The 21,589-nt window shown below is 67.8% G+C and carries 26 protein-coding genes; 8 read left to right on the top strand and 18 right to left on the bottom strand.

Annotated elements, in window-relative coordinates; translation table 11 throughout:
• Window positions 1-243 precede the first annotated feature (243 nt).
• On the top strand, window positions 244-717 hold the full coding sequence (locus DKG74_RS11455; protein WP_109906284.1) for a c-type cytochrome: 474 nt from the start codon (window positions 244-246) through the stop codon (window positions 715-717).
• Window positions 718-722: 5 nt separating this feature from the next.
• Here DKG74_RS11455 and DKG74_RS11450 read toward each other — a convergent pair whose 3' ends face one another.
• The 3 genes from DKG74_RS11450 to DKG74_RS11440 are packed head-to-tail and all read right to left on the bottom strand — an operon-like array spanning window position 723 to window position 3,179.
• On the bottom strand, window positions 723-1,286 hold the full coding sequence (locus DKG74_RS11450) for a Smr/MutS family protein (RefSeq protein WP_133251570.1): 564 nt from the start codon (window positions 1,284-1,286) through the stop codon (window positions 723-725).
• Window positions 1,283-2,515 (bottom strand): murein transglycosylase A, encoded by a 1,233-nt coding sequence (gene mltA, locus DKG74_RS11445; RefSeq protein ID WP_243404105.1) that lies wholly within the window; start codon window positions 2,513-2,515, stop codon window positions 1,283-1,285. The genes DKG74_RS11450 and mltA overlap by 4 nt, the downstream gene beginning before the upstream one ends.
• 13 nt (window positions 2,516-2,528) lie before the next feature.
• Complete coding sequence (locus DKG74_RS11440) at window positions 2,529-3,179, bottom strand: Tim44/TimA family putative adaptor protein (RefSeq protein WP_109905852.1); 651 nt, start codon at window positions 3,177-3,179, stop codon at window positions 2,529-2,531.
• A gap of 196 nt (window positions 3,180-3,375) precedes the next feature.
• On the opposite strand from DKG74_RS11440, the gene secB reads away from it, so the two are divergent.
• Window positions 3,376-3,867 (top strand): protein-export chaperone SecB, encoded by a 492-nt coding sequence (secB, locus tag DKG74_RS11435; protein WP_109905850.1) that lies wholly within the window; start codon window positions 3,376-3,378, stop codon window positions 3,865-3,867.
• A 106-nt stretch (window positions 3,868-3,973) separates the two neighbouring features.
• Here secB and dnaQ read toward each other — a convergent pair whose 3' ends face one another.
• The 4 genes from dnaQ to DKG74_RS11415 are packed head-to-tail and all read right to left on the bottom strand — an operon-like array spanning window position 3,974 to window position 6,762.
• Complete coding sequence (gene dnaQ, locus DKG74_RS11430) at window positions 3,974-4,642, bottom strand: DNA polymerase III subunit epsilon (RefSeq protein WP_109905848.1); 669 nt, start codon at window positions 4,640-4,642, stop codon at window positions 3,974-3,976.
• Window positions 4,642-5,301 (bottom strand): dephospho-CoA kinase, encoded by a 660-nt coding sequence (gene coaE, locus DKG74_RS11425; RefSeq protein WP_109905846.1) that lies wholly within the window; start codon window positions 5,299-5,301, stop codon window positions 4,642-4,644. The genes dnaQ and coaE overlap by 1 nt, the downstream gene beginning before the upstream one ends.
• Complete coding sequence (locus tag DKG74_RS11420) at window positions 5,285-6,124, bottom strand: shikimate dehydrogenase (RefSeq protein WP_109905844.1); 840 nt, start codon at window positions 6,122-6,124, stop codon at window positions 5,285-5,287. Before DKG74_RS11420 ends, coaE begins: the two co-directional genes overlap by 17 nt.
• On the bottom strand, window positions 6,121-6,762 hold the full coding sequence (locus tag DKG74_RS11415; protein ID WP_109906282.1) for a Maf family protein: 642 nt from the start codon (window positions 6,760-6,762) through the stop codon (window positions 6,121-6,123). Before DKG74_RS11415 ends, DKG74_RS11420 begins: the two co-directional genes overlap by 4 nt.
• 70 nt (window positions 6,763-6,832) lie before the next feature.
• Here DKG74_RS11415 and DKG74_RS11410 point away from each other — a divergent pair, with 70 nt between their 5' ends.
• On the top strand, window positions 6,833-7,918 hold the full coding sequence (locus DKG74_RS11410) for a hypothetical protein (RefSeq protein WP_109905842.1): 1,086 nt from the start codon (window positions 6,833-6,835) through the stop codon (window positions 7,916-7,918).
• Window positions 7,919-7,988: 70 nt separating this feature from the next.
• Here DKG74_RS11410 and DKG74_RS11405 read toward each other — a convergent pair whose 3' ends face one another.
• Window positions 7,989-8,897 (bottom strand): pyruvate, water dikinase regulatory protein, encoded by a 909-nt coding sequence (locus DKG74_RS11405; protein ID WP_243404104.1) that lies wholly within the window; start codon window positions 8,895-8,897, stop codon window positions 7,989-7,991.
• Between the two features lie 273 nt (window positions 8,898-9,170).
• On the opposite strand from DKG74_RS11405, the gene hemE reads away from it, so the two are divergent.
• The 4 genes from hemE (at window position 9,171) to rho (ending at window position 13,243) form a co-directional block, all read left to right on the top strand.
• Window positions 9,171-10,223 carry a uroporphyrinogen decarboxylase gene (gene hemE / locus DKG74_RS11400; RefSeq protein WP_207779331.1) on the top strand — a complete coding sequence of 351 codons (1,053 nt, stop codon included), beginning with the start codon at window positions 9,171-9,173 and terminating at the stop codon, window positions 10,221-10,223.
• Entirely contained in the window at window positions 10,220-11,263 is a 1,044-nt protein-coding gene (gene hemH, locus DKG74_RS11395; RefSeq protein WP_109905840.1) for a ferrochelatase, read from the top strand. The genes hemE and hemH overlap by 4 nt, the downstream gene beginning before the upstream one ends.
• A gap of 3 nt (window positions 11,264-11,266) precedes the next feature.
• Window positions 11,267-11,710: a protoporphyrinogen oxidase HemJ gene (gene hemJ / locus DKG74_RS11390; RefSeq protein ID WP_109905838.1), complete on the top strand. Its 444-nt coding sequence runs from the start codon at window positions 11,267-11,269 to the stop codon at window positions 11,708-11,710.
• Between the two features lie 276 nt (window positions 11,711-11,986).
• Window positions 11,987-13,243 (top strand): transcription termination factor Rho, encoded by a 1,257-nt coding sequence (gene rho, locus DKG74_RS11385; protein ID WP_109905836.1) that lies wholly within the window; start codon window positions 11,987-11,989, stop codon window positions 13,241-13,243.
• Between the two features lie 64 nt (window positions 13,244-13,307).
• Here rho and DKG74_RS11380 read toward each other — a convergent pair whose 3' ends face one another.
• Window positions 13,308-14,249: a quinone oxidoreductase family protein gene (locus DKG74_RS11380; RefSeq protein WP_109905834.1), complete on the bottom strand. Its 942-nt coding sequence runs from the start codon at window positions 14,247-14,249 to the stop codon at window positions 13,308-13,310.
• Window positions 14,250-14,326: 77 nt separating this feature from the next.
• On the opposite strand from DKG74_RS11380, the gene DKG74_RS11375 reads away from it, so the two are divergent.
• A complete protein-coding gene (locus DKG74_RS11375) occupies window positions 14,327-14,800 on the top strand; it encodes a MarR family winged helix-turn-helix transcriptional regulator (RefSeq protein ID WP_243404103.1) in 474 nt (157 codons plus the stop codon).
• A 6-nt stretch (window positions 14,801-14,806) separates the two neighbouring features.
• On the opposite strand, the gene DKG74_RS11370 is transcribed toward DKG74_RS11375, so the two are convergent.
• The 9 genes from DKG74_RS11370 to DKG74_RS11330 form a co-directional block, all read right to left on the bottom strand.
• Window positions 14,807-15,085 (bottom strand): type II toxin-antitoxin system RelE/ParE family toxin, encoded by a 279-nt coding sequence (locus DKG74_RS11370; RefSeq protein ID WP_109905830.1) that lies wholly within the window; start codon window positions 15,083-15,085, stop codon window positions 14,807-14,809.
• Window positions 15,085-15,294 (bottom strand): type II toxin-antitoxin system RelB family antitoxin, encoded by a 210-nt coding sequence (gene relB / locus DKG74_RS11365; RefSeq protein ID WP_243404102.1) that lies wholly within the window; start codon window positions 15,292-15,294, stop codon window positions 15,085-15,087. Before relB ends, DKG74_RS11370 begins: the two co-directional genes overlap by 1 nt.
• Window positions 15,295-15,334: 40 nt before the next feature.
• A complete protein-coding gene (locus tag DKG74_RS11360; protein WP_109905818.1) occupies window positions 15,335-16,237 on the bottom strand; it encodes a ParB/RepB/Spo0J family partition protein in 903 nt (300 codons plus the stop codon).
• 25 nt (window positions 16,238-16,262) lie between these two features.
• Window positions 16,263-17,066, bottom strand: coding sequence for a ParA family protein (locus DKG74_RS11355; protein WP_109905816.1), 804 nt, complete (start codon window positions 17,064-17,066; stop codon window positions 16,263-16,265).
• Window positions 17,059-17,676: a 16S rRNA (guanine(527)-N(7))-methyltransferase RsmG gene (gene rsmG / locus DKG74_RS11350; RefSeq protein WP_109906276.1), complete on the bottom strand. Its 618-nt coding sequence runs from the start codon at window positions 17,674-17,676 to the stop codon at window positions 17,059-17,061. The genes DKG74_RS11355 and rsmG overlap by 8 nt, the downstream gene beginning before the upstream one ends.
• A gap of 19 nt (window positions 17,677-17,695) precedes the next feature.
• Window positions 17,696-19,546 carry a tRNA uridine-5-carboxymethylaminomethyl(34) synthesis enzyme MnmG gene (mnmG, locus tag DKG74_RS11345; protein ID WP_109906274.1) on the bottom strand — a complete coding sequence of 617 codons (1,851 nt, stop codon included), beginning with the start codon at window positions 19,544-19,546 and terminating at the stop codon, window positions 17,696-17,698.
• Window positions 19,547-19,628: 82 nt separating this feature from the next.
• The gene (gene mnmE, locus DKG74_RS11340; protein WP_109905814.1) at window positions 19,629-20,924 is read right to left on the bottom strand and encodes a tRNA uridine-5-carboxymethylaminomethyl(34) synthesis GTPase MnmE; all 1,296 of its coding nucleotides are present in this window, start codon (window positions 20,922-20,924) and stop codon (window positions 19,629-19,631) included.
• Window position 20,925: 1 nt separating this feature from the next.
• Window positions 20,926-21,291, bottom strand: a complete 366-nt coding sequence (locus tag DKG74_RS11335; RefSeq protein WP_109905812.1) for a (2Fe-2S) ferredoxin domain-containing protein — start codon at window positions 21,289-21,291, stop codon at window positions 20,926-20,928.
• Window positions 21,288-21,575 (bottom strand): DUF6489 family protein, encoded by a 288-nt coding sequence (locus DKG74_RS11330; protein ID WP_109905810.1) that lies wholly within the window; start codon window positions 21,573-21,575, stop codon window positions 21,288-21,290. The genes DKG74_RS11335 and DKG74_RS11330 overlap by 4 nt, the downstream gene beginning before the upstream one ends.
• Window positions 21,576-21,589 lie beyond the last annotated feature (14 nt).

Here is a 21,589-nt window from a genome sequence, read left to right as displayed (position 1 = left end):
ACTCAACAGACTGTCTGTGAGTTCACTTATTGAACCATAAGGAAGCCAGCCCGTATCGCGCGATCAGGGCGCGGGTGCTGCCGATCGTCGACGGACGTGTGACGGCCGACAGTCGCTTCCTGTGATGGCGGTCATGGTGCCGGGGGTTCCGGCTTGCGCCCGGCCGGGCGGCACCCCAACTCCCGGCGGCGATGCCCGGCCGAGGGGTTGGGCACGCCGAAGACCATCACCAGAGAAAGCATCATGAATTTCAAGTTCGCCGCCCTTGTCACCGCCAGCCTCGCCGTTGCCGGCGCCGCCCTTGCCGCGGCCCCCGGCGACGAGAGCGCCGATGCGGTCGCGCGCGGCCGTTATCTCGTCCGCGTCGCGGGCTGCAACGATTGCCACACCCCGGGCTATGGCCCGTCGGCCGGCGCCGTCGACGACTCGCTGTGGCTGACCGGCGACCGCCTGGGCTTCGCCGGCCCCTGGGGCACGACCTATCCGACCAATCTGCGCCTGCTGCTGGCCGGCATGAGCGCCGACGACTGGGTGGCCCACGCCCGCACGGCACAGACCCGGCCGCCCATGCCCTGGTTCAACCTGCAGGCCATGACCGACGACGACCTGCGGGCGATCCATGCCTTCGTCACCTCGCTCGGCCCGGCGGGGCAGCCCGCGCCGGATTATCTGCCGCCGGGCACGACCGCGCCCGGCCCCGTGGTGCAATTTCCCTGACGGGATCAGTCGCGGGCGCGCTTCAGCACGACATAGAGCGCGCCCTCGCCGCCGTCGCGGCGCTGGGCCGGGTGCCAGCCCAGCACGCGGTGGGCATGATCGGGCGCGTTCAGCCAGCGCGGCACCATGCGGTAGAGCACGCCGTCCGGCTCCTCTTCGATCGGGCCGCGGCCCCGGCCGGTGATGACGAGAACCGAGCGCAAGCCCCCGCCATGGCAGGCCATCAGGAAACGGTCGAGGGCGCGGTGCGCCATCTCCTGGGTGAGGCCGTGAAGGTCGAGGCGCGCCTCGATCGGCAGTTCGCCGCGCACCAGGCGCTTCTGACGGGCGCCGTCCATCGTGTGGATGCGGGCACCCGGGGCCGGCGCCTCGCCCGACAGGGGAATGTCGATCCGCGTCGTCACCCGGCGCGGGCGGGCACCCGGCAGGGGCTGCAGCGGCGGCGCAACCACCCCCGCCTTCAGCGGGCGCACGTCTTTCATCGCGGTCTTCAGCAGGTTTTCTTCGTCGGGCGAAGGCGGCCGGCCCGGATACATGCCGCGCGGCGCCTTCTCTCCCTTGCGGCTCACGACGCCGGCTCCGCCATGCGGGCGACGACCTCGGCCGGCAGCAGCAGCCACCAGCGGCCGGTCTGCTTCATCGCCCCGGCCAGACGCTCCGCCTCGGCACCGGCGCCGAAGAAGACATCGCCGCGCACCGGGCCGCGGATGGCGCCCCCGGTATCCTGCGCCACCATCAGGCGGCGGAAGGGCACGGGCGGCGCCCCCTCCTCGACCGGCGGCAGGCTGGCGTCGAGCCAGACCGGCAGGCCGAGCGGCAGGAACTTGCGGTCGACAGCGAGGGAGCGGCCGGGCGTGAGCGCCACGCCCTGCGCGCCGAGCGGCCCCGGCCCGTCACCGAGATCGCGGAAGAAGACATAGGACGGATTGCGGTTCATCAGCGCCGCCGCCTGATCGGGATGGGCCGCCAGCCAGGCCTTGATCGACTGCATGGTGACCTTGCCCCTCTCGAGCAGGCCATCCGCCAGCATCACCTTGCCCAGCGCGACGTAAGGATGGCCGTTCTGGCCATCGAAGCCGACCCGAAGGATGCGCCCGTCGGCCATGCGAACCCGGCCCGAGCCCTGGATTTCGAGGAAGAAAGCCTCGACCGGTGAGGCGACATAGGCGATTTCCAGCCCCTTGCCGGCAAGCGCGCCGGCGACGATGCCGGCCCGGTCCTCGAAGGGTTTCAGGCGGCCGTCGACCACCCTTCCGGCGATGCGCTGGCCCTTCAGCTCGTCGCGGAATTCGCCGAGATCGACCTGCACCAGATCGCCCGGGCGGCGATAGAGCGGGGTGCGGTTGGTCTCGTCCGGCGTCAGCGCGCCGTCGAGTTCGGGTTCGTAATAGCCGGTGAACAGGCCTTCCGCCGTCTCGCCGTTCAGGGCGGCGACCGGGCGGAAGCGGTCCTCGAGGAAGCGGCGCACGGTGTCCGCGTCCGGATCGGCCAGCAGCGCCGCCTCGGCGCAGGCGGCCGACCAGTCGGCGACGGTGCCGGCGATGCCAAGGCTGGTCTCGGGCTTTCGCCGCATCTGCCGCTCGCACGACAGACGGAAGGCTGGCCAGGCTTCGTTCGCCGCATCCTCGCTCCAGCCGGGCAGATCGGCGAAAGCGGCCGGGACCAGGGTCAGGCGGGGCGGCGCCGCCGTCGGTGGGGGCGGCTTCGGCGCCGCCAGCAGGGCCAGACCGATACCGGCGAGCGTGGCGATTGTCAGCGCCAGCGGCGCCGGTGACAGCAGTCGGCGAAGCAAGGCCACGGCCGGCGCCCGCTCAGGCGTCGCCGGGGCTGGTGCCGACGAGCTGCCAGTTGGGATCGGCGTTGCGGGTATCGCGCGCGAAGGTCCAGATGTCGATCATCTCGCGCACGGCGGTCGGATGACCTTCGACGACATGGCCATCGGCATCGCGGACGACGGAAATGCCGTCGGTGACGAAGCGCACGGTCACTTCGGCGGTGCGGCCCTTCATCACGCCCTTTTCGATGGTCGCGCTCTTGAGGGCGACCAGGGAATGTTCCGCGCTCTGCCCCGCCGCCTTGCGCCGGGCGATGACGCCGGTAAAGCCGGCGAGAACGTCCTTGGCGACCAGCGGCGCCAGGGCCGCCTCGTCACCCTTGGCGAAGGCGTTGACGATCAGTTCATAGGCGAAGCGCGCGCCCGCGAGGAATGTCTCGGGCTCGAACGTCCGGTCGGCGAGGCGGATATCGGTCAGATTGGGACCGGACGCCGCCGCCGCCCCTTCGGGCAGCTTGCGCGTCGGCAGGGCGACCACCCGCTCGTCCCCCGCCGGGGCGGGACGGGCGAAGGGGTCGCGCGGCTGTTCCTCGCCCGTGCGCTGGCCGAGCACGCTCCACAGCCGAAAGCCGATGAAGCCCGCGATCGCCGCCAGCAGAACAATGTCGAGATATTCAAAGCCGCCCATGGCACTTTCAACCTGAAGCCGGAAACCATCGCGGAACCCGGCGGAAATGCAGGGGCCAGCATAATCGTCTGGCCCGCCCGAATCCAGCCGCGATCCCCTCGCTTTCAGATAGGCCCTCGATCCGGGATTCCAAGCCCCGCTTGTTCCGCAATGGCCCCTGTGGTAGCGGAAAGGCCGCGTTTTCAGGAATACGACCATGACCGATACAGAAGCCGCCACGCCCGATCAGGCCCAGGCCAATCCCGTCCAGTTCTCGGTGATCGCGCAATATGTTCGCGACATCTCGTTCGAGAACCCGGCCGCCCCGGGCAGCCTCGCGCTCGGCCAGCAGCCCAAGATCGACATCGGCGTCGACGTCCAGGCCCGCCGCCTGCAGGACGACCGCTTCGAGGTCGAGCTGCGCATCCGCGCCAATGCGACCGATGCGGAAGGCAAGCCGGTCTTCGTCGTGGAGCTGGTCTATTGCGGCCTGTTCCTCGTCCGCAACGTGCCGGCCGACGCGCTGCAGCCGCTGTGCCTGATCGAATGCCCGCGCGTGCTGTTCCCCTTCGCCCGCCGCATCATCGCCGACCTGACCCGCGACGGCGGTTTCCCGCCGCTGATGCTCGATCCCATCGACTTCGTCGCGCTGTACCGCCAGCACCTCGCGCGGGCGCAGGCGCAGTCGCAGGCGGCGCAGCAGCAGTAAGGATACCCCCCCCTCCTCGTCATGCCGGCGAGGGCCGGCATCTCGGGAAGGATCGGGTGCCCCTCCGTCCCAAGGTCCCGGCCTTCGCCGGGACGACAGACGGCGCCTATTCGGCGGTCCAGAGGGCGCCCTTGATTTCCGCGATCATGGCGGCATGGGCGGCCAGTTCCTCGTCGCTCGGCGCGTGGGGCCGCGGCGGGCGCACTTCGCGCAGGCGGGCCTCGGCCCGGGTGCCGGTGGCGCGGGCGAGGGAGAAACCCTGCTGCCGGCCGCCGATCAGCTCGAGATAGACCGCCGCCAGCAATTCGCAGTCGAGCAGCGCGCCATGCTTGCCGCGCTTCGACAGATCGACGTCGAACCGTTTGCACAGGGCATCGAGACTGGCCGGGGCGCCGGGGAACTTGCGCCGGGCGATCAGCACCGTGTCGGTCGCGCGCTCCATCGGGAAGCCCTCGCGGCCGATCCGCGCCAGCTCCATGTTCAGGAAGCCGATGTCGAAGGCGGCATTGTGGATGACGAAGGGCGCGTCACCGATGAAGTCGAGGAAATCCTCGACGATATCGGCGAACAGCGGCTTGTCGGCGAGGAATTCGTTGGTCAGGCCGGTGACGCCGAGGGCGCCTTCGGACATTTCCCGTTCGGGGTTCACATAGACCTGATAGGTCCGCCCGGTCGGGACATGGTTCATCAACTCGACGCAGCCGATTTCGACGAGGCGGTCGCCATTGGCGAATTCAAAGCCGGTGGTTTCGGTATCGAGCACGATCTCGCGCATCAGGCCAGCCTTTCCGCGCGTTTCGCCGGGGGATCTGTCAGCAGCCGGTGGACGATGGCCGCCACATGTTCCTTGGCGACGTCGAGGCCCTGATCGGTGGGAATGACGAAATCCGCCTGCGCCCGCTTGTGGCTGTCGTGCAGCTGGCGGGCGAGGACTTCGTTCAGCTTTTCCTCGGTCATGCCCGGGCGCTCCAGCACCCGGCGGCGCTGGACATGTTCGGGCGCCGAGACGACGGCGACGTAATCCGCCCGGTGGTGGCCGTTGGTCTCGAACAGCAGGGGCACGTCCATCACGACGAGGGGGCTTTTCCGCGCGATCTCGGTGACGATGAATTCGCGCTGCACCTCGCCGACCAGCGGGTGGATGATCGCCTCGAGCCGGGCCCAGGCCGCCTTGTCGCCCGCGATCGCCTTCGACAGCAGGGCGCGGTCGACCGCGCCGTGGCGGACGACGCCGGGAAAGGCATCGCCGATGGGCCCGACCGCCTTGCCGCCGGCATCATAGAGGCCATGCACCGCCGCGTCGGCGTCGTAGACCGGAACGCCAAGGGCGCGGAACATGCGCGATGTCTCGCTCTTGCCCATGCCGATGGAGCCGGTGAGGGCGAGGATAACCGGCCGCTCATAGGGCGGGGAGGTGTCAGACCGCGATGACATGGCGCCGCAATCCTTCCGTCACCTCGGGTTCGACCCCGAACCAGGCGGCGAAGCCCGGCACTGCCTGATGCAGCAACATGCCAAGACCGTCGACGACGACATTGCCACGTCCCCGCGCCCGGGCCAGCAGATCGGTTTCCAGCGGGGCATAGACGACGTCGGTCACCACTGCCTTGCGCGGCAACCCGTCGAGCGGCAGGTCGAGCGGCGGCTCCCCGGTCATGCCGAGGCTGGTCGTGTTGACCAGCAGGTCGATGTCGTCCATCCGGTCCGCCCGCTCTTCCCAGGGCACGGGCACGACATAGGGCTCGAAGGCGCGGGCGAGCGCGTGGCTGCGCTCGACGCTGCGGTTGGCCAGCTTAATTTCGACGACACCGGCTTCGATCAGGCCGGCGACGACACCGCGCGCCGCGCCGCCCGCGCCGATCACCATCGCCGTCGCGCCGTCGAGCGCCAGTTTCGGCGCGCCCTGGCGCAGGTTGGCGATGAAGCCCGGGGCATCGGTATTGCGCCCGGTCAGCGAGCCGTCCGCCTCGACGATCACCGTGTTCACCGCGCCGATGTGGCGGGCGGCATCGTCGATCCGGTCGAGCAGCGGAATCGCCGCTTCCTTGTGCGGCACGGTCAGGTTGCAGCCCCGAAAGCCGAGCTTGGGCATGGCGCGGAGCGCCGCCTGCAGATGCTCGGGCCGGACCGCCAGCGGCACATAGGCGCCGTCGATGTCGTAATGATTGAGCCAATAGCCATGCAGCCGGGGCGAGCGCGAATGGCCGACCGGCCAGCCCATTACCCCCGCGAGAACAGCCTTGCCGGAAATCGTCATGATCCGATCGCCCCCCGGGTGCGCAGGTAATCGAGCACGGCCAGCAAGGGCAGGCCGAGAATGGTGAAATGATCGCCCTCGACCTTGTTGAACAGCTGAAGCCCGAGGCCTTCCAGTTGATAGGCGCCCACGGACGAGAGCACGGCATCGCCCGCCGCGGCCAGATAGGCGTCGAGGAACTGGTCCGAAAACGGCCGCATTTCCAGTGTTGCTTCTGCGATGTGGCGCCACACCGGCGCCCCGTTCTCGCACACGACGACGGCGGAAATCAGTTTGTGCCGGCGGCCGCGCAGCGCCCTGAGGTGAGCTTTCGCATGATCCCTGTCCGCCGGCTTGTCGAAGACGAGATCGCCGAGCACCAGGACCTGGTCGGCGCCGACGACGAGGGCGCCGCGATGGCGGTGCGAGACCTTGGTCGCCTTCAGCTCGGCGAGAAAATCCGCCATGTCGCGCGGCGAGACCTTTTCCGCCGCCATGGAGCGTTTCAGCTCGGCCTCGTCGAGATTGGCGGGGTCGAGGCCGACCGGCACGCCGGCATCGGCGAACATGCGCCGCCGCGCCGCGCTGGCCGAGGCGAGGACGATGGCGCGCGCGGACGGCAGCAGCGCCGGCGGCTTTTCGTTGCTTGGGGTGGTCATGACCGACATGCTATCTCTATGGAGAGATTTTCCGCTCCTTGCAACGGGGCCAGAGGGTGCCGCACAGGGCATGAGTGAATTTTCGGAACTCGAACGTCGCCCGGTCGGGGCCGGCGATCCGGCCGACCTTTTCGTCGTCACGCGCAATCGCCTGACCGAGTTTTTGCTGAACTACTCGCTGATCGAAAGCTACTTCGCCTTCGTTCGGGCGCGGAAGCCCTATCCCTTCATGGCGCGCGACGCGGTGGTGCCGGGCAGCGCCGTGCCGCGCGGCGAGCAGCGGCACCAGAATACCGCATTCATGATCCTGCTGGACGAGCCCCTGCCCGAGACGCTGATCAAGCATTTCCGCCTGCGGAAATCCAACCGGGTGACCGCGCCCAACCTGCGCGCCCTGTGTTCCGACGTGGTGATCGAGGATATCGAGCCGGCGCAGCTCGACCTGTCGTCGTCGGAAAGCGATGCCCTGCTGCGCAAGCTGTTGCCCATCGACTATGCCATCCTGGGCGAGCGGGCGACGCCCGGCGGCGCGCCCCTGCTGTCCCACGCCCATGTGAAGATCGAGCGGCTGACCGACAATGCCCTGCGCGAGCTGGGCCTCGATCTTGGCTATGTCGAGCGCCGGCTGTTCGAGCGGGGCGAGGATTACGCCGACGCGCTCGAGGCCAAGTTCTACGAATATTACGGCTTTCCGGGCAATGCCTCGGGCCGGAAGTCGGCCGCGGCCATGGCGGCCCAGATGCTGGCCAAGGCGGGCACCCGCTTCTGCGTGCTGCTGGCCAATCAGGACGATTGCCGCATCACCGTGCTCGACGACGGGCCGTTCATCACCCAATACATGCTGATCCGGCTCGACCGCGACGATACGGCCCGGCTGATCCGCACCGCCCGCGCCTTCGGCGCGACCGGCGCCGGACCCTATACGGTGATTCGCGACGCGCGCGATGCCTCGATCGTGCTCTACCGGGTCGATTTCGCCCGCTCCGCCCCGGCGCGCGGCCGGGTGCGCAGCGATGCCGACCGGCTGCTGCGCCAGCCCTGGCTGGAAATCGTCGACGAGTGGATCGTCAAGGTACCGAGCGCCGAACATATGGAGCCGGACGACGAAGCCGCCGACCTGCCGGTGTTCCTGCCCTTCGCCTGGGTCCGGCGCTGATCGGTCGGCGCCCCCTCCGGACGAAGATCCCGGCCTGCACTAGATCTCGTGCAGGCAGAGTCTCTTGCCCTCACATCAGGTTCAGACGGTCGTAATAGAGATTGAGGATGGCGGCCGAGGTCTCCTCGATCGAGCGGCGGGAGACGTCGATCACGGGCCAGCCGTGCTTGACGAACAGGCGCCGGGCCTCGGTCAATTCCTTGTTGATCGCCTCGAGGTCGACATAGTCGGTCGCCGCGTTCTGGCCGAGCAGCAGCAGGCGGTGACGGCGCACCTGCACCAGCCGGTCGGACGAGGTGGTCAGGCCGACCACGAGGGGGCTCGTCACCTCGAACAGCTCGGGCGGCAGCGGGCAACCGGGCACCACGGGAATATTCGCGGTCTTGATGCCCCGGTTGGCGAGATAGACCGAGGTCGGCGTCTTCGAGGTGCGCGAGACGCCGAGCAGGATGACATCCGCCTCGTAGAGATCCTGGGTGCTCTGGCCGTCGTCATGGGCGAGGGTGAAATTCATCGCCTCGATGCGGCGGAAATATTCGGCGTCGAGCGCGTGCTGGCGCCCGGGCATGGCGCGCGCCGGCATCCCCAGATAGGCCGCGAGATTCTGGATCACCGGATCGAGCACGTTGATCGCCGGCACATGGCGCGACAGCGCGCCCGAATCCATCGCTTCCCGAAGATCGGCATTGACCAGCGTGTAGAGGATGATGCCGCCGGTCGAGACCGCCATGTCGAGCGACCGTTCGATCTGCGCCCGCGTCCTGACCATGAAGCTGACGTGGAGCAGGGCCGCGACATCGGGAAACTGTGACATCGCCGCCTTGGCGACCGAGGACAGGGTTTCGCCGGTCGCGTCCGAGATCAGATAGAGGTGCAGCCGCTTGGCGCCCTGGCCTGTGGATTGTGTGGACAGGGGGGATGAATCGCCCTCTTCCGGCCAGGCTTCGGTGTTCACGGTTTCGACGGGTTCATCGCTCAACCGAATACTCCCTTGAGGACGGTTTTTTGCCGGGCTGTGGACAGGGGCCGAAGAGCCGCGGCGCCGCGATCTCGACTTTCCAGTTATCCACGCGATTCACGCAACAAAAACCCCTGCCCTCCCTCGACACTCACCGATTTAGCCACTACTGAAAGGACCCGAACGGTGGCCGCCGGGCGGACTGGGGACAAATCAGGGCGATCCTGGGGAACCCCGTGATCCACAGGCATCCACCTACAACTACAATCCTTTTATTATATAAAGGTATTGAAAGTGGCTGAGCCCCTGTCGGTAACGGAAAAGCGCTTCCTGAAGGCCCTGAACGGTGAAACCGTCGACAGGCCGCCCTTCTGGTTCATGCGCCAGGCCGGCCGTTTCCTGCCCGAATATCGCGCGGTGCGGGCAACGACGAAGGACTTCGTGTCCTTCTGCCTCGACAGCGAGAAGGCCTGCCAGGTGACGCTGCAGCCGATCGAGCGGTTCGGCATGGATGCGGCGATCCTGTTTTCCGACATCCTGATCGTGCCCCATGGTCTTGGCCAGAACGTGCGCTTCGTCGAGGGCGAGGGGCCGCGGCTCGATCCCGTGACCGACGATGCCGGCGTCGCCCGCCTGACCATGGAGGGCTTTGAGACACGGGTCGGCGCGGTCTATGAGACCGTGCGCCTGCTGGCGAAGCGTCTGCCGTCCGATGTCGCCCTGATCGGCTTCGCCGGGGCGCCCTGGACCGTCGCCACCTATATGGTCGCCGGGGAAGGCACTTCGGACCAGAAGCCGGCGCGGCTGTGGGCTTACCGCGACCCGGAAGGCTTTGGCCGGCTGATCGACCTCGTGACCGAGGCGACCATCGACTATCTGGCGGCCCAGGTCGAGGCCGGGGCCGAAGCCCTGCAGATTTTCGACACCTGGGCCGGCTCCCTGCCCGAGGACGAGATGGCGTGCTGGGTCTTTGCCCCCATCGCCCGCATCAGGGCGGCGCTGAAGGCCCGTTTTCCCCATGTGCCGGTGATCGGCTTCGCCAAGGGCATCGGTGCCCTGCTGCCGCGCTTTGCCCCGGCGACGGGGGTCGAGGCGGTCGGTCTCGACGCCGGCATCCCGCTCGACTTCGTGCGCGATTACGTTCAGCCGACGGCCATCGTGCAGGGCAATCTCGATCCCCTGCTGCTGGTCGCCGGGGGCGATGCCCTGCGTCGCCGCACCGAGACCATCCTGCGCACCCTCGGCCCGCAGCGTTTCGTGTTCAATCTCGGCCATGGCATCGTGCCCGAGACCCCGCCGGCCCATGTCGGCGAGGTTGCCCGGATCATCCGGGACTGGCGGCCATGACGAAGCGGCTGGCGGTCGTCCTGTTCAATCTGGGCGGGCCGGACAAGCCGGCCTCCGTCCGGCCGTTTCTGTTCAACCTGTTTTCCGACCCTGCCATCATCCGCCTGCCGCAGCCCCTGCGCTGGCTGGTGGCGCGGCTGATTTCGGGCCGGCGCGAGAAGACGGCGCAGGAGATTTACGCCCGTCTCGGTGGCCGCTCGCCCATCCTGCCACTGACCGAGAAACAGGCGGCGGCCCTGACCGAGGCGATCGAGGGATTGGGTCTCGGGGTCGAGACGCGCTGTTTCATCGCCATGCGCTACTGGCACCCGCGGGCGGCGGAAACGGCAAAAGCCGTCTCCGACTTCGCCCCGGATGAGGTGGTGTTGCTGCCGCTCTATCCCCAGTTCTCGACCACGACGACGGCCTCGTCCTTCGCCGAATGGCGCAAGGCGGCGGCGAAGGCCGGTATCGCGGCGAAGACCGCCAGCATCTGTTGCTATCCCGTGGAACAGGGCTGGGTGCAGGCGCAGAGCCTGCTGATCGGCAAGGCGCTGGACGCCATGGGCGACACGCCCTTCCGCCTGCTGTTCTCGGCCCATGGCCTGCCGAAGAAAGTGGTCGAGGCCGGCGATCCCTATCAGGACCAGGTCGAGATGACGGCGAAGGCCGTGGTCGCCGCCCTTGGCCGGAAAGACCTCGACTGGGTGGTGTCCTATCAGAGCCGGGTCGGCCCGCTCGAATGGATCGCGCCCTATACCGAGGCGGAAATCCGCCGCGCGGGCGAGGCGGGCCTTGCCCTCGTCGTCGTGCCCATCGCCTTCGTTTCCGAACATTCGGAGACCTTGGTCGAACTCGACATCGAATACCGCGAGCTGGCGGAACACGCGGGCGTATCCCGTTACATCCGGGTGCCGGCGGTCGGTGACGAGCCGGCCTTCATCGCCGGCCTCGCCCGTCTGGTCGCGACCGCGCGCGGCCATGCCCGCTGCGCCCCCGACGGCGGCGCGCGCATCTGTAATGCCAGCCGTTCCGGCTGTGCCTGCATCAGCGAAAGGTAACCCATGCAGTTCCTGGCCGAGCACTACAACGCCCTGAAGGCCCTGCACATCATGTCCTTCACCGCCTGGATGGCGGGCATGTTCTATCTGCCCCGTCTGTTCGTCTATCACAGCGACAAGGCCATCGGCTCCGAAGCCTCCGAGACCTTCAAGGTCATGGAACGGCGCCTGCTGAAGGCGATCATCAACCCCGCGATGATCGCGACCTGGATTTTCGGCCTGTCGCTGATGGTGGCGACGCAGGCCTGGAGCGCGGGCGGCTGGTTCCACGCCAAGATGCTGCTTGTCCTCGTGATGTCCGGGGTTCACGGGATGCTGGTCGGCCAGGTGCGCCGTTTCGGCCGGGACGAGCGGCCCCACGGCGCCCGTTTCTACCGGGTGCTGAACGAGGTGCCGACGTTGCTTTTCATCGGGATTGTCGTGCTCGTCGTCCTGAAACCCTTCTGAGGCGCGGGCAAACTTCCGTTTGACAGCACGCGCCATGCGGCGCATGGTGCGGCTGTCCGGGCCATCCGAGGGCCTGGGCCGCGGCCGCTCAGGCCACGATCCCGGCCCCGTCCGGTGGCAGAATGCCGCGAGGGCAGACCGGGGTAGCCTTCGGACCTTTCCTCTCCTCTCGGATCTGGTTACGGCATCTGGCCTCTTGGCCCGTCTATTGGACATTGTCCTGGCGCTGTCGTCCCTCCGAATTCCCATACACGCTGCTTTGCGTTGGTCGAGCCCATGAATCTCCAGGAACTCAAGGAAAAATCCCCGACCGAGCTTCTCGCCTATGCCGAGGAACTCGAGGTCGAGAACGCTTCAACCCTGCGCAAGCAGGACATGATGTTCGCGATCCTCAAGCAACTGGCGGACAGGGATCTTGAGATCACCGGAGGCGGCGTCCTCGAAATCCTGCAGGACGGTTTCGGCTTCCTGCGCTCGCCGGAAGCGAATTACCTGCCCGGCCCCGACGACATCTATGTCAGCCCCAGCCAGATCCGCCGCTTTGGCCTGCGCACCGGCGACACGGTCGACGGCCAGATCCGGGCCCCCAAGGACGGCGAGCGTTATTTCGCCCTTCTGAAGGTCAACACCATCAATTTCGAGGACCCGGAGGCGATCCGCCACAAGGTCCATTTCGACAATCTGACCCCGCTCTATCCCAATGAGCGCCTGAACCTCGAGCGGAACGACCCCACGGTCAAGGATCGCTCGGCCCGGGTCATCGACCTGATCTCTCCCCTTGGCAAGGGCCAGCGCGCGCTGATCGTCGCGCCGCCGCGCACCGGCAAGACCGTGCTGCTGCAGAATGTCGCCCATGCCATCACCGCCAATCACCCGGAAGTCTATCTGATCGTCCTCCTCATCGACGAGCGGCCGGAAGAAGTGACCGACATGAGCCGGTCGGTGAAGGGCGAAGTCATTTCCTCGACCTTCGACGAGCCGGCGGTGCGCCACGTCCAGGTCGCCGAAATGGTGATCGAGAAGGCCAAGCGCCTGGTCGAGCACAAGCGCGACGTCGTGATCCTCCTCGACTCGATCACCCGCCTCGCCCGCGCCTATAACACTGTCGTGCCCTCGTCGGGCAAGGTGCTGACCGGCGGCGTGGACGCCAATGCCCTGCAGCGGCCGAAGCGCTTCTTCGGCGCCGCCCGCAACATCGAGGAAGGCGGCTCGCTGACCATCATCGCGACGGCGCTGATCGACACCGGCAGTCGCATGGACGAAGTGATCTTCGAAGAGTTCAAGGGCACCGGTAACTCGGAAATCATCCTCGACCGCAAGATCGCCGACAAGCGCACCTTCCCCGCGATCGACATCACCAAGTCCGGCACCCGCAAGGAAGAGCTGCTGGTCGACAAGGGCACCCTGTCCAAGATGTGGGTCCTGCGCCGCATCCTGATGCCGATGGGCCCCGTGGACGCCATCGAATTCCTGCTCGACAAGCTGAAGCACACCAAGACCAACGGCGAATTCTTTGACTCGATGAATTCGTAAGGCTTGGCGCCAGATACCGGAAAGGGCGCGGGGGGCAACCCTCGCGCCCTTTTGTCTTTCCGGGTCAGGGCGTGAAGACGAGGCGCTCGGTCTCGCGCCAGCCCCAGGCCGCGCCGCCCTCGGCGAGGGGCACAGTCCGGTGCGGCAGGGAAAGGCCAGCCGGTGCCGCGGCCCGCAGCATCGCCCCCGTGGCCGCGATCAGGCGTGGCATGGCCACGCTGCCGATGCCGCTGCCCATGATCTCCAGCGCGGACGAGCGCAGGATCGCACCCGGCAAGTCGATGCTCAGGCTGCTGGCCGTGCCGATCTGGACGAAGCGGATGGGCACGGAGGCTGGCCCCGCCTTGGCCCCCGCCAGCATCAGGGCTTCGGCGCTGGGGCCCCAGAGGTAGTCGAGAACAATGTCGATGCCGCGCGCGAACACCGGCATGAAGCGCGCCTGCAGCCCTGCCCTGTCCGCTTCGAGGGCGATGGTCTCGTCCGCACCGAGCGTATCGAGGACGGCTCGGTTGCGACCGGTCGCGACGATGCGGCTTGCCCCCATGTGGCGGGCGATCTGTACCGCCAGCCGGCCGGACGCGCCGGTGGCGCCATTGATCAGCACGCTTTCGCCGGGCCGGAAGCGGGCACGTTCGGTCAGGGCGGCCCAGGACGACATGCCGGGGTTGGCGATGGCCGCCGCCGTCACCGGGTCCAGTCCCCCCGGCAGCGGCACGACCTGCGCCTCGGCCACCGGGGCGATTTCCGCCATGCTGCCGAATGGCGCGCGAGGCAGCATGAAATAGACCGGGCGACCGTCGTCCAGCGTGCCAGTGCCATCGACCCCCGCGACCAGCGGATAGGTCCCGCCGGCGCTGTAATGCTGGCCCGAGGCTCGCACCCGGGCGAGCGGGCACAGGGCGGTGGCGGCAACGCGAACGAGGACTTCGCCGGGGCCGGCGACCGGCTCGGGAAAATCGGCCAGAGCCGGGAGCTGGCCGGCGGCGGTGACGACGAGGGCTTTCATGGATCGGGTCCGTGCGGCATGAATATATGTGTATAATGCACATATATACCGGGACCGGAGGGCGGCGGAGAAAAAATATGCAGGACGCACATATTTCCGGGCAGCTGCGGGTGCTGCACGATGCGGTGCTCGACCTTGTCGCGGTGATCAACGGCCCGCGGCGCGACCGCACGCTGATCCGGGAAGCTGGGATCGACCTTGATCCAGCGCTGTTTCCCCTGCTGGTGCTGACCGGGCGCTATGGCCCCATTGGCGTGGTCGAGCTCGCCGACCGGGTCGGCCGCGACTATACGACCGTCAGCCGCCAACTCGCCCGGCTGGAAAGTCTCGGCCTGATCGTGCGGCGGGCGGGCGCGGCCGACCGCCGGGTGCGCGAAAGCCTGATCACCCCGGCGGGAGAAGCCATGACGGCGGCCATCGACGGCGCCCGCGAGCGTATCCTGCGTCGGGGCTTCGAGGGCTGGGACGGGCAGGATTTCGCCACCCTCGTCCGCCTGATGCGCCGTTTCGCCGACATGATGAAGGACGCCAGGATCGACGGCGAGGTGTGAGGGCGGTCAGGGAAAGCGCCTGCTGGTATGGACAACGGCGACGATTTCTACCCGGCTCGCGGTTACGCGGTACAACACGGCGTAACTGGGATGGGCGACGATTTCGCGAAGTCCCGGCAGGCGATAGCTCTGCGGGTACATCAGGGGATGCTCCGCGAGGGGCTGGACGACGGCGAACAACCTGTCCTTCAGCCGCCGCGCGGCAGCGGGATTCTCCGCGGCGATGAAGCGGATGATGCGGATCAGGTCGTCCTTGGCGCCGGCAAGCCAGACGACCGGCAGCATTACCGGTCTGTGCGGGATTCGCTGGTGGCGACGATGGCTTCGGCTTCGGCCATGACGTCCTCATGAGCCACGGCCGGCCGGGAATCCCTCAGGGCCGCCGCGACCTTCGCCTTTAGCCAGCGCGTATGTCCGGCTTCCTGTTCTTCAGTCTCGAATTCCGAGATCAGGGGAGAATTCTTGCCCATCTCGCCACCCGCCGTCTCACTCACGTCATCATGGGGCCGAGTCGACGGCGTCGCAAGAGCCGGCTCAATCCTCGACCCGGCTGAGCTTGCCGCAGATCTGATCGAGTTCGTCGAGGGTCTTGTAGCGGATGGTGATGCTGCCGCCGGCATCGCCCTTGTGCAGGATCGAGACCGGCAGGCCGATGGCGGCGGCGAGATTGCCTTCCAGCTCCAGCGTGTCCATGTCCTTGGCCGGGGCGCCGCCCCCTGCCCCGCCCGGACCGGCGGCGGGGGATTTGGCCTTCTTGGCCAAGTCTTCGATCTGGCGGACGGAGAGGCCTTCGTCCACGGCCTTTTTCGCCAGGGCGGCGGCATCGGGCAGGCCGATGAGGGCGCGGGCATGGCCGGCCGACAGCGAGCCCTGTTCGACCAGCGCCTTCACCGGCGCCGGCAGGGCCAGCAGGCGCAGGGTATTGGCGATATGGCTGCGCGACTTGCCGATGATGCGGGCGATGACGTCCTGGGTATGGCCGAATTCTTCGATCAGCCGCTGATAGCCGGCGGCCTCCTCGATCGCGGTCAGGTCGGCGCGCTGGACGTTTTCGACCAGGGCGACTTCCATCACTTCCTGATCGGTGAATTCCTTCACGACCACCGGCACCTGATGCAGCTGCGCGCTTTGCGCCGCGCGCCAACGCCGCTCCCCGGCGATGATCTCGTAACGGTCGGCCGCGATCCTGCGCACCAGGATGGGCTGCAGGATGCCATGGGTTCTGATCGAGGCGACGAGGTCTTCCAGCGCCTCGGCGGTGAAGCGTTTGCGTGGCTGGTTCGGATTGGGCTGAACCTGTTCGATGGGCAATTCGCGTAAGGCCCGCGGCCGCTCGCCCGGGGTCGCCGGGGTGCCGGCATTCACCGCGTCCCGCACTTCACCCATGAGGGCGGAAAGCCCCCGCCCCAAACCCTTCTTGCGGGTTTCCTCAGCCATCGACACTCGATCCTTCAGAGAGAATTCAGGCCGCGCGCGGCTCTTCCCGGCGCAGCAATTCGCTGGCCAGCCTGATATAGGCCTGACTGCCGGCGCAGCGATGATCATAGACGAGCGCCGGCTGGCCATGGCTGGGCGCTTCCGAGATACGGACATTGCGCGGAATGACCGTGTTGTAGACCTTGCTGCCGAGGAAGCCCCGGACATCGGCCGCCACCTGATCCGACAGGTTGTTGCGGTTGTCATACATGGTCAGCACGACGCCCTGGATCTGCAGGCCCGGGTTCAGGCTGCCGCGCACCTGCTCGACCGTGCGCAGCAACAGGCTGAGGCCTTCGAGGGCGAAGAATTCGCACTGCAGGGGCACCAGCACCGAATCGGCGGCGACCATGGCGTTGAGGGTCAGCAGGTTCAGCGACGGCGGGCAGTCGATCAGGACGTAATCGAACACCCGGGCAATCTCCGGCGCGGCCAGCGCGTCCTTGAGGCGGTGGGCGCGGCGCTCCTGATCGACCAGTTCCAGCTCCGCCCCCGACAGATCGACGGTCGACGGCACGAGGGAGAGATTGGGAATGGCGGTTTCCACCAGCGCCTCGGCCAGGGTCGCCTCGCCCATCAGGGCATCGTAGGAGGTAATCTCGCGGGCGGCGCGGTCGATGCCGACGCCGGTCGAGGCATTGCCCTGAGGATCGAGATCGAGGATCAGCACCCGGCGCCCGACGGCGGCCAGGGCGGTGCCCAGATTGATCGCGGTGGTCGTCTTGCCGACGCCGCCCTTCTGGTTGGCTACGGCGATGATACGCACATCCGATGGCCTGGCGTCAGTCATGTTCGATCACCCGAATCCGGAAGATGGTGGCGGCCGGGTCGGTCAGACTCTGGACCCGCTCGACCTCCAGTGTGGAACCTTGCGCGGCCTGGGTCAATTCGGCCTCGGCCTCCTTGCCCTTGGGGATTATGTGAATCGTGTGGGCAGATCGGTGCGGCGCCGCCCAATCGAGCAGTTTCGCCAGTGGGGCGAGTGCCCGTGCGGTAACCACATCCGCGTCCAGCGGCGCTAGGGTTTCGATGCGCAAGGGGTGAATGGTGACCTCGGTCCCGGTGATGCGGGCCGCCTCGCGCAGGAAGGCGCATTTGCGCTGGTCGCTTTCGACGAGGTGAACATCCCCTGCCCCCATGATGGCGAGGACGAGACCCGGGAAGCCGGCACCGGAGCCAAGGTCGATCAGGCGGCGCTTGCGGCCCTCAGGCGCCTCGGGCAGCAGGCTGAACAGCTGGGCTGAATCGAGCATGTGGCGGCGCCACAGGTCGGGCAGCGTCGCTGGCCCGACCAGATTGATCTTCGCCTGCCACTTCACCAGAAGGTCGCCATAGGCGGCAAGCCGCAGCAATGTTTCACGTGAAACAGGGACGGCCGCGGCGAAACCCTCGGCGGTCATCGGGCGCTCCAGAGCCATATTAGGCGACTCGCTTCCGGACATGGGCCAACAGGGCCGTAAGGGCGGCGGGGGTAACGCCAGATATGCGCGCTGCCGCACCGAGGGTGGGCGGTCGGGCGGCGTCGAGTTTCAGGCGGATTTCCGCCGACAATCCGCCGATGGCGGCAAAGTCGATATCAGCCGGCAGGGTCAGATTTTCGTCCCGGCGGAAGGCGCGGATATCCGCTTCCACCCGGTCGATATAGCCGGCATAGAGGGCTTCGATCTCGACCTGCTCGGCGACATCGGCCGGCATTTCGGCCAGCCAGGGCCAATGGGCGGCCAGGCTGGCGAGCGAGGCGCCGGGCAGGCGCAGCAGGTCGAGGATGGAGCGGCGCTGGCCATCCTGATTGACCGCGAGGCCGAGGGCAGCCGCCTCGTTGGGCGTCAGGCGGGTGTCGCGGGCAAGGTTTAGCGCGGCCTCGACGGCAGCCTTCTTGGCGGCGAAGGCGGTAGCGCGGGCGGTGCCGACGCAGCCCCAGTGAAGGCCCTTGTCGGTCAGGCGGCGGTCGGCATTGTCGGCCCGCAGCAGCAGGCGGTATTCGGCCCGGCTGGTGAACATGCGGTAGGGCTCGCGCGTGCCCTTGGTCACCAGGTCGTCGATCATCACACCGATGTAGCCATCGGCCCGGTCGAGCATGACCCCCTGCCCGCCCCCGGCCGCGCGGGCGGCGTTCAGCCCGGCCATCAGGCCTTGGGCCGCCGCCTCCTCGTAACCTGTGGTGCCGTTGATCTGACCGGCGAGATAGAGCCCGGGGCAGCGCCGGGTCTCCAGCTGGTGGGTCAGCTCGCGCGGGTCGACGAAATCATATTCGATGGCATAGCCGGGGCGCAGCATGGTCGCCCGTTCCAGCCCCGGGATGGTCGTCAGCAAGGCGGCCTGAACGTCGCGCGGCAGCGAGGTGGAAATGCCGTTGGGGTAGACCGTGTCGTCGTCCAGCCCTTCCGGCTCGAGGAAGATCTGGTGGCGTTCCTTCTCGGCGAAACGCACCACTTTGTCCTCGATCGAGGGGCAGTAGCGCGGGCCGACGCTTTCGATCTGGCCGGAATACATCGGCGCCCGATGCAAGTTGGCGCGGATCAGGGCGTGGCTGGCCTCGCTGGTATAGGTGATGCCGCAGGCGATCTGCGGCGTCTCGATCGCCTGGGTCAGGAAGGAGAACGGCTGGGGCGGATCGTCGCCCTGCTGCATCTCGAGGCTGGCCCAGTCGATGGTGCGGCCGTCAAGCCGGGCCGGGGTTCCGGTCTTCAGCCGGCCGAGCGTGAAGCCGATACGGGCAAGCGCGGCGGACAGGCCAAGGCTCGGCGCCTCGCCCACCCGGCCGGCGGGGATCTTCTCTTCCCCGATGTGAATGAGACCGCGCAGGAAGGTGCCGGTGGTCAGCACCACGGCGGCGCAGGAAATCTCCCGCCCGTCGGCCAGCACGACGCCGACGATGCGGCCGTCATTGACGATCAGGTCTTCCGCCGGGGCGGCGAGAATGTCGAGGCCCGGCTGTTCTGCCAGCAGGGCCTGCACCGCCTGGCGATAGAGTTTGCGGTCGGCCTGGGCGCGCGGGCCGCGCACCGCCGGTCCCTTGGACTGGTTCAGCACGCGGAACTGGATGCCGCCCCGGTCGATGGCCCGGGCCATGACGCCGTCGAGGGCGTCGATCTCCCGCACCAGATGGCCCTTGGCAAGGCCGCCGATGGCGGGATTGCAGGACATTTCGCCGATTGTTTCCCGGCGATGGGTGAGCAGAAGGGTGCGCGCGCCAAAGCGCGCCGCGGCTGCCGCAGCCTCGCAGCCGGCATGGCCGCCGCCGATCACGATCACGTCGTATTGGGTCATGGCCGGCACTCTAGGCGCTGGCGCGATACAGTCAAACGAGGTTTTTGCGACAGGGCTTCGCGCCGCTGTTTCACGTGAAACATCATTTGCCGATGCAGAACTCGAAGAAGATGACGTCGAGCAGGTCTTCGACATCGACCGCGCCAACCACCCGGCCCAGCGCGCGCAGGGCAAGGCGCAGGTCCTCCGCCCGCAATTCCGCCGGCAGGAAACCGGGCAGCAGGGCACGGTCGAGACTGGCCACGGCCTCTTCCACCGCCAGCCGGTGGCGGGCGCGGGTGATCGCCGGGGCTTCCGCCGAATCGAGGCGGGCGGCGACCCGGGTGGCGATGGCGGCCAGAAGCCCGTCGATCCCCTGCCCGCTCAGGGCCGAGACCGGCAGGGCGCCGGCCGGCCCGGCGCCGAGATCGCATTTGTTGAGGACGAGGATGCTCTCCCGTCCCGGCGATTCGGGCGGCGGCGCATCCCCCGGCACGATGACCTGCAGGCGCAGGTCGGCGCCCTCCGCCCGGGCCAGGGCGCGGCGCACCCCTTCCCGCTCGATCGGATCATCGGTCTCGCGCAGGCCCGCCGTGTCGATCAGCAGCACGCGATAACCGCCGAGGTCGAGGGCAACCTCGATCACGTCCCGTGTCGTGCCCGGAATATCGGAGACGATGGCGACCTCGGACGCGGACAGCCGGTTCAGCAGGCTGGACTTGCCGACATTGGGCGCGCCGGTGATGGCGATCTCGAAGCCGTCGCGCAACCGCTCACCGCGCCGCCCATTGGCGAGATGGGCGGCGATCTCGGCCCGCAGCACCGCCGCCCCCTCCAGCACCGCGCCTTCGATGGCATCGTCGAGGCCTTCGTCGGGAAAGTCGATCAAGGCTTCCAGCCGGGCCAGCAGGACTTTCAGCCGGTCGCGCCAGCCCTCGTAGAGCCTGCCCATGGCGCCGTCGAGCTGGCGCAGGGCCTGGCGGCGCTGGGCCTCGGTCTCGGCATCGACAAGGTCGGCGATGGCCTCGGCCTGCGACAGGTCGAGCTTGCCGGCCTCGAAGGCGCGGCGGGTGAATTCGCCAGGACCAGCCGGGCGAAGGCCAAGTCCGGTCAGCACGGCGGTCAGCCGGGTGACGATGGCGCGCCCGCCATGGACATGAAGCTCGGCGACATCCTCGCCGGTGAAACTGGCCGGGGCCGGAAACCACAGCACCAGCGCCCGGTCGATGACCTCGCCATTTTCCGGATCGCGCAGCGGCGCCAGACGGGCCATGCGGGCGGCGGGCCGCACGCCGCACAACCGGTCGAGCGCGGACCCGGCCAGCGGGCCGGACAGGCGCATCACGGCGACGCCGGCCCGGCCCCGGCCGGACGCCAGGGCGAAGATGGTCTCGCTCACCTTATTCGGCGGCAGGCAGTTTCTGGTCGGGTGGCAGCATCAGCCGCGTCACCCGCCCACCCTGCTTCAGATGGATTTCGAGGATTTCGTCGATATCGGCGGGCGTGCGCGGGGCATACCAGATGCCTTCGGGATAGATGACCAGCACGGGGCCGAGCTCGCAGCGGTCGAGGCAGCCGGCCTGATTGATGCGGACATTCTCGAGTCCCAGCTCGTCGGCCCGGACCTTCATGTAATTGCGTAAAGGAACACCCCCGCGCGCCTTGCAGGAGCTGCGGGGATGGACATCGGGACGCTCGTTCACACAGGCGAAGACATGGGCTTCGTAATAGGGCGCGGGATCGCCCGGCAGGCTCCGATCGCTCACTTCGTCTCGTCCTTGGTCTCGGGCTTGCGCTTGCCGCCGCCCCGCACCGAGCTGGCGGCGGACCACAGGAAGTCCTGGAATTTCTCGAAGCCCTGCAGGCCACCCTGAATGCCCATGGGCAGCCATTGCTTGAAGATGGTCTCGGGGTCGATGACATTCAGATATTGGGTCATCCGGCCTTCGAGTTCGGCCAGAATGCGCTGCTGCATCGGCTCGAGATCGGGCAGGCCGAGGACGCGACGGGCCTCCTCCGGGGTGATATCGAATTCGACGTTGATCTTCATGGCGTCCTCTTCCG

The organism is Zavarzinia aquatilis (assembly GCF_003173035.1).
In the GTDB taxonomy this organism is placed as follows: Bacteria; Pseudomonadota; Alphaproteobacteria; order Zavarziniales; family Zavarziniaceae; genus Zavarzinia; species Zavarzinia aquatilis.
This window is presented reverse-complemented; position numbering and strand designations above follow the sequence as displayed.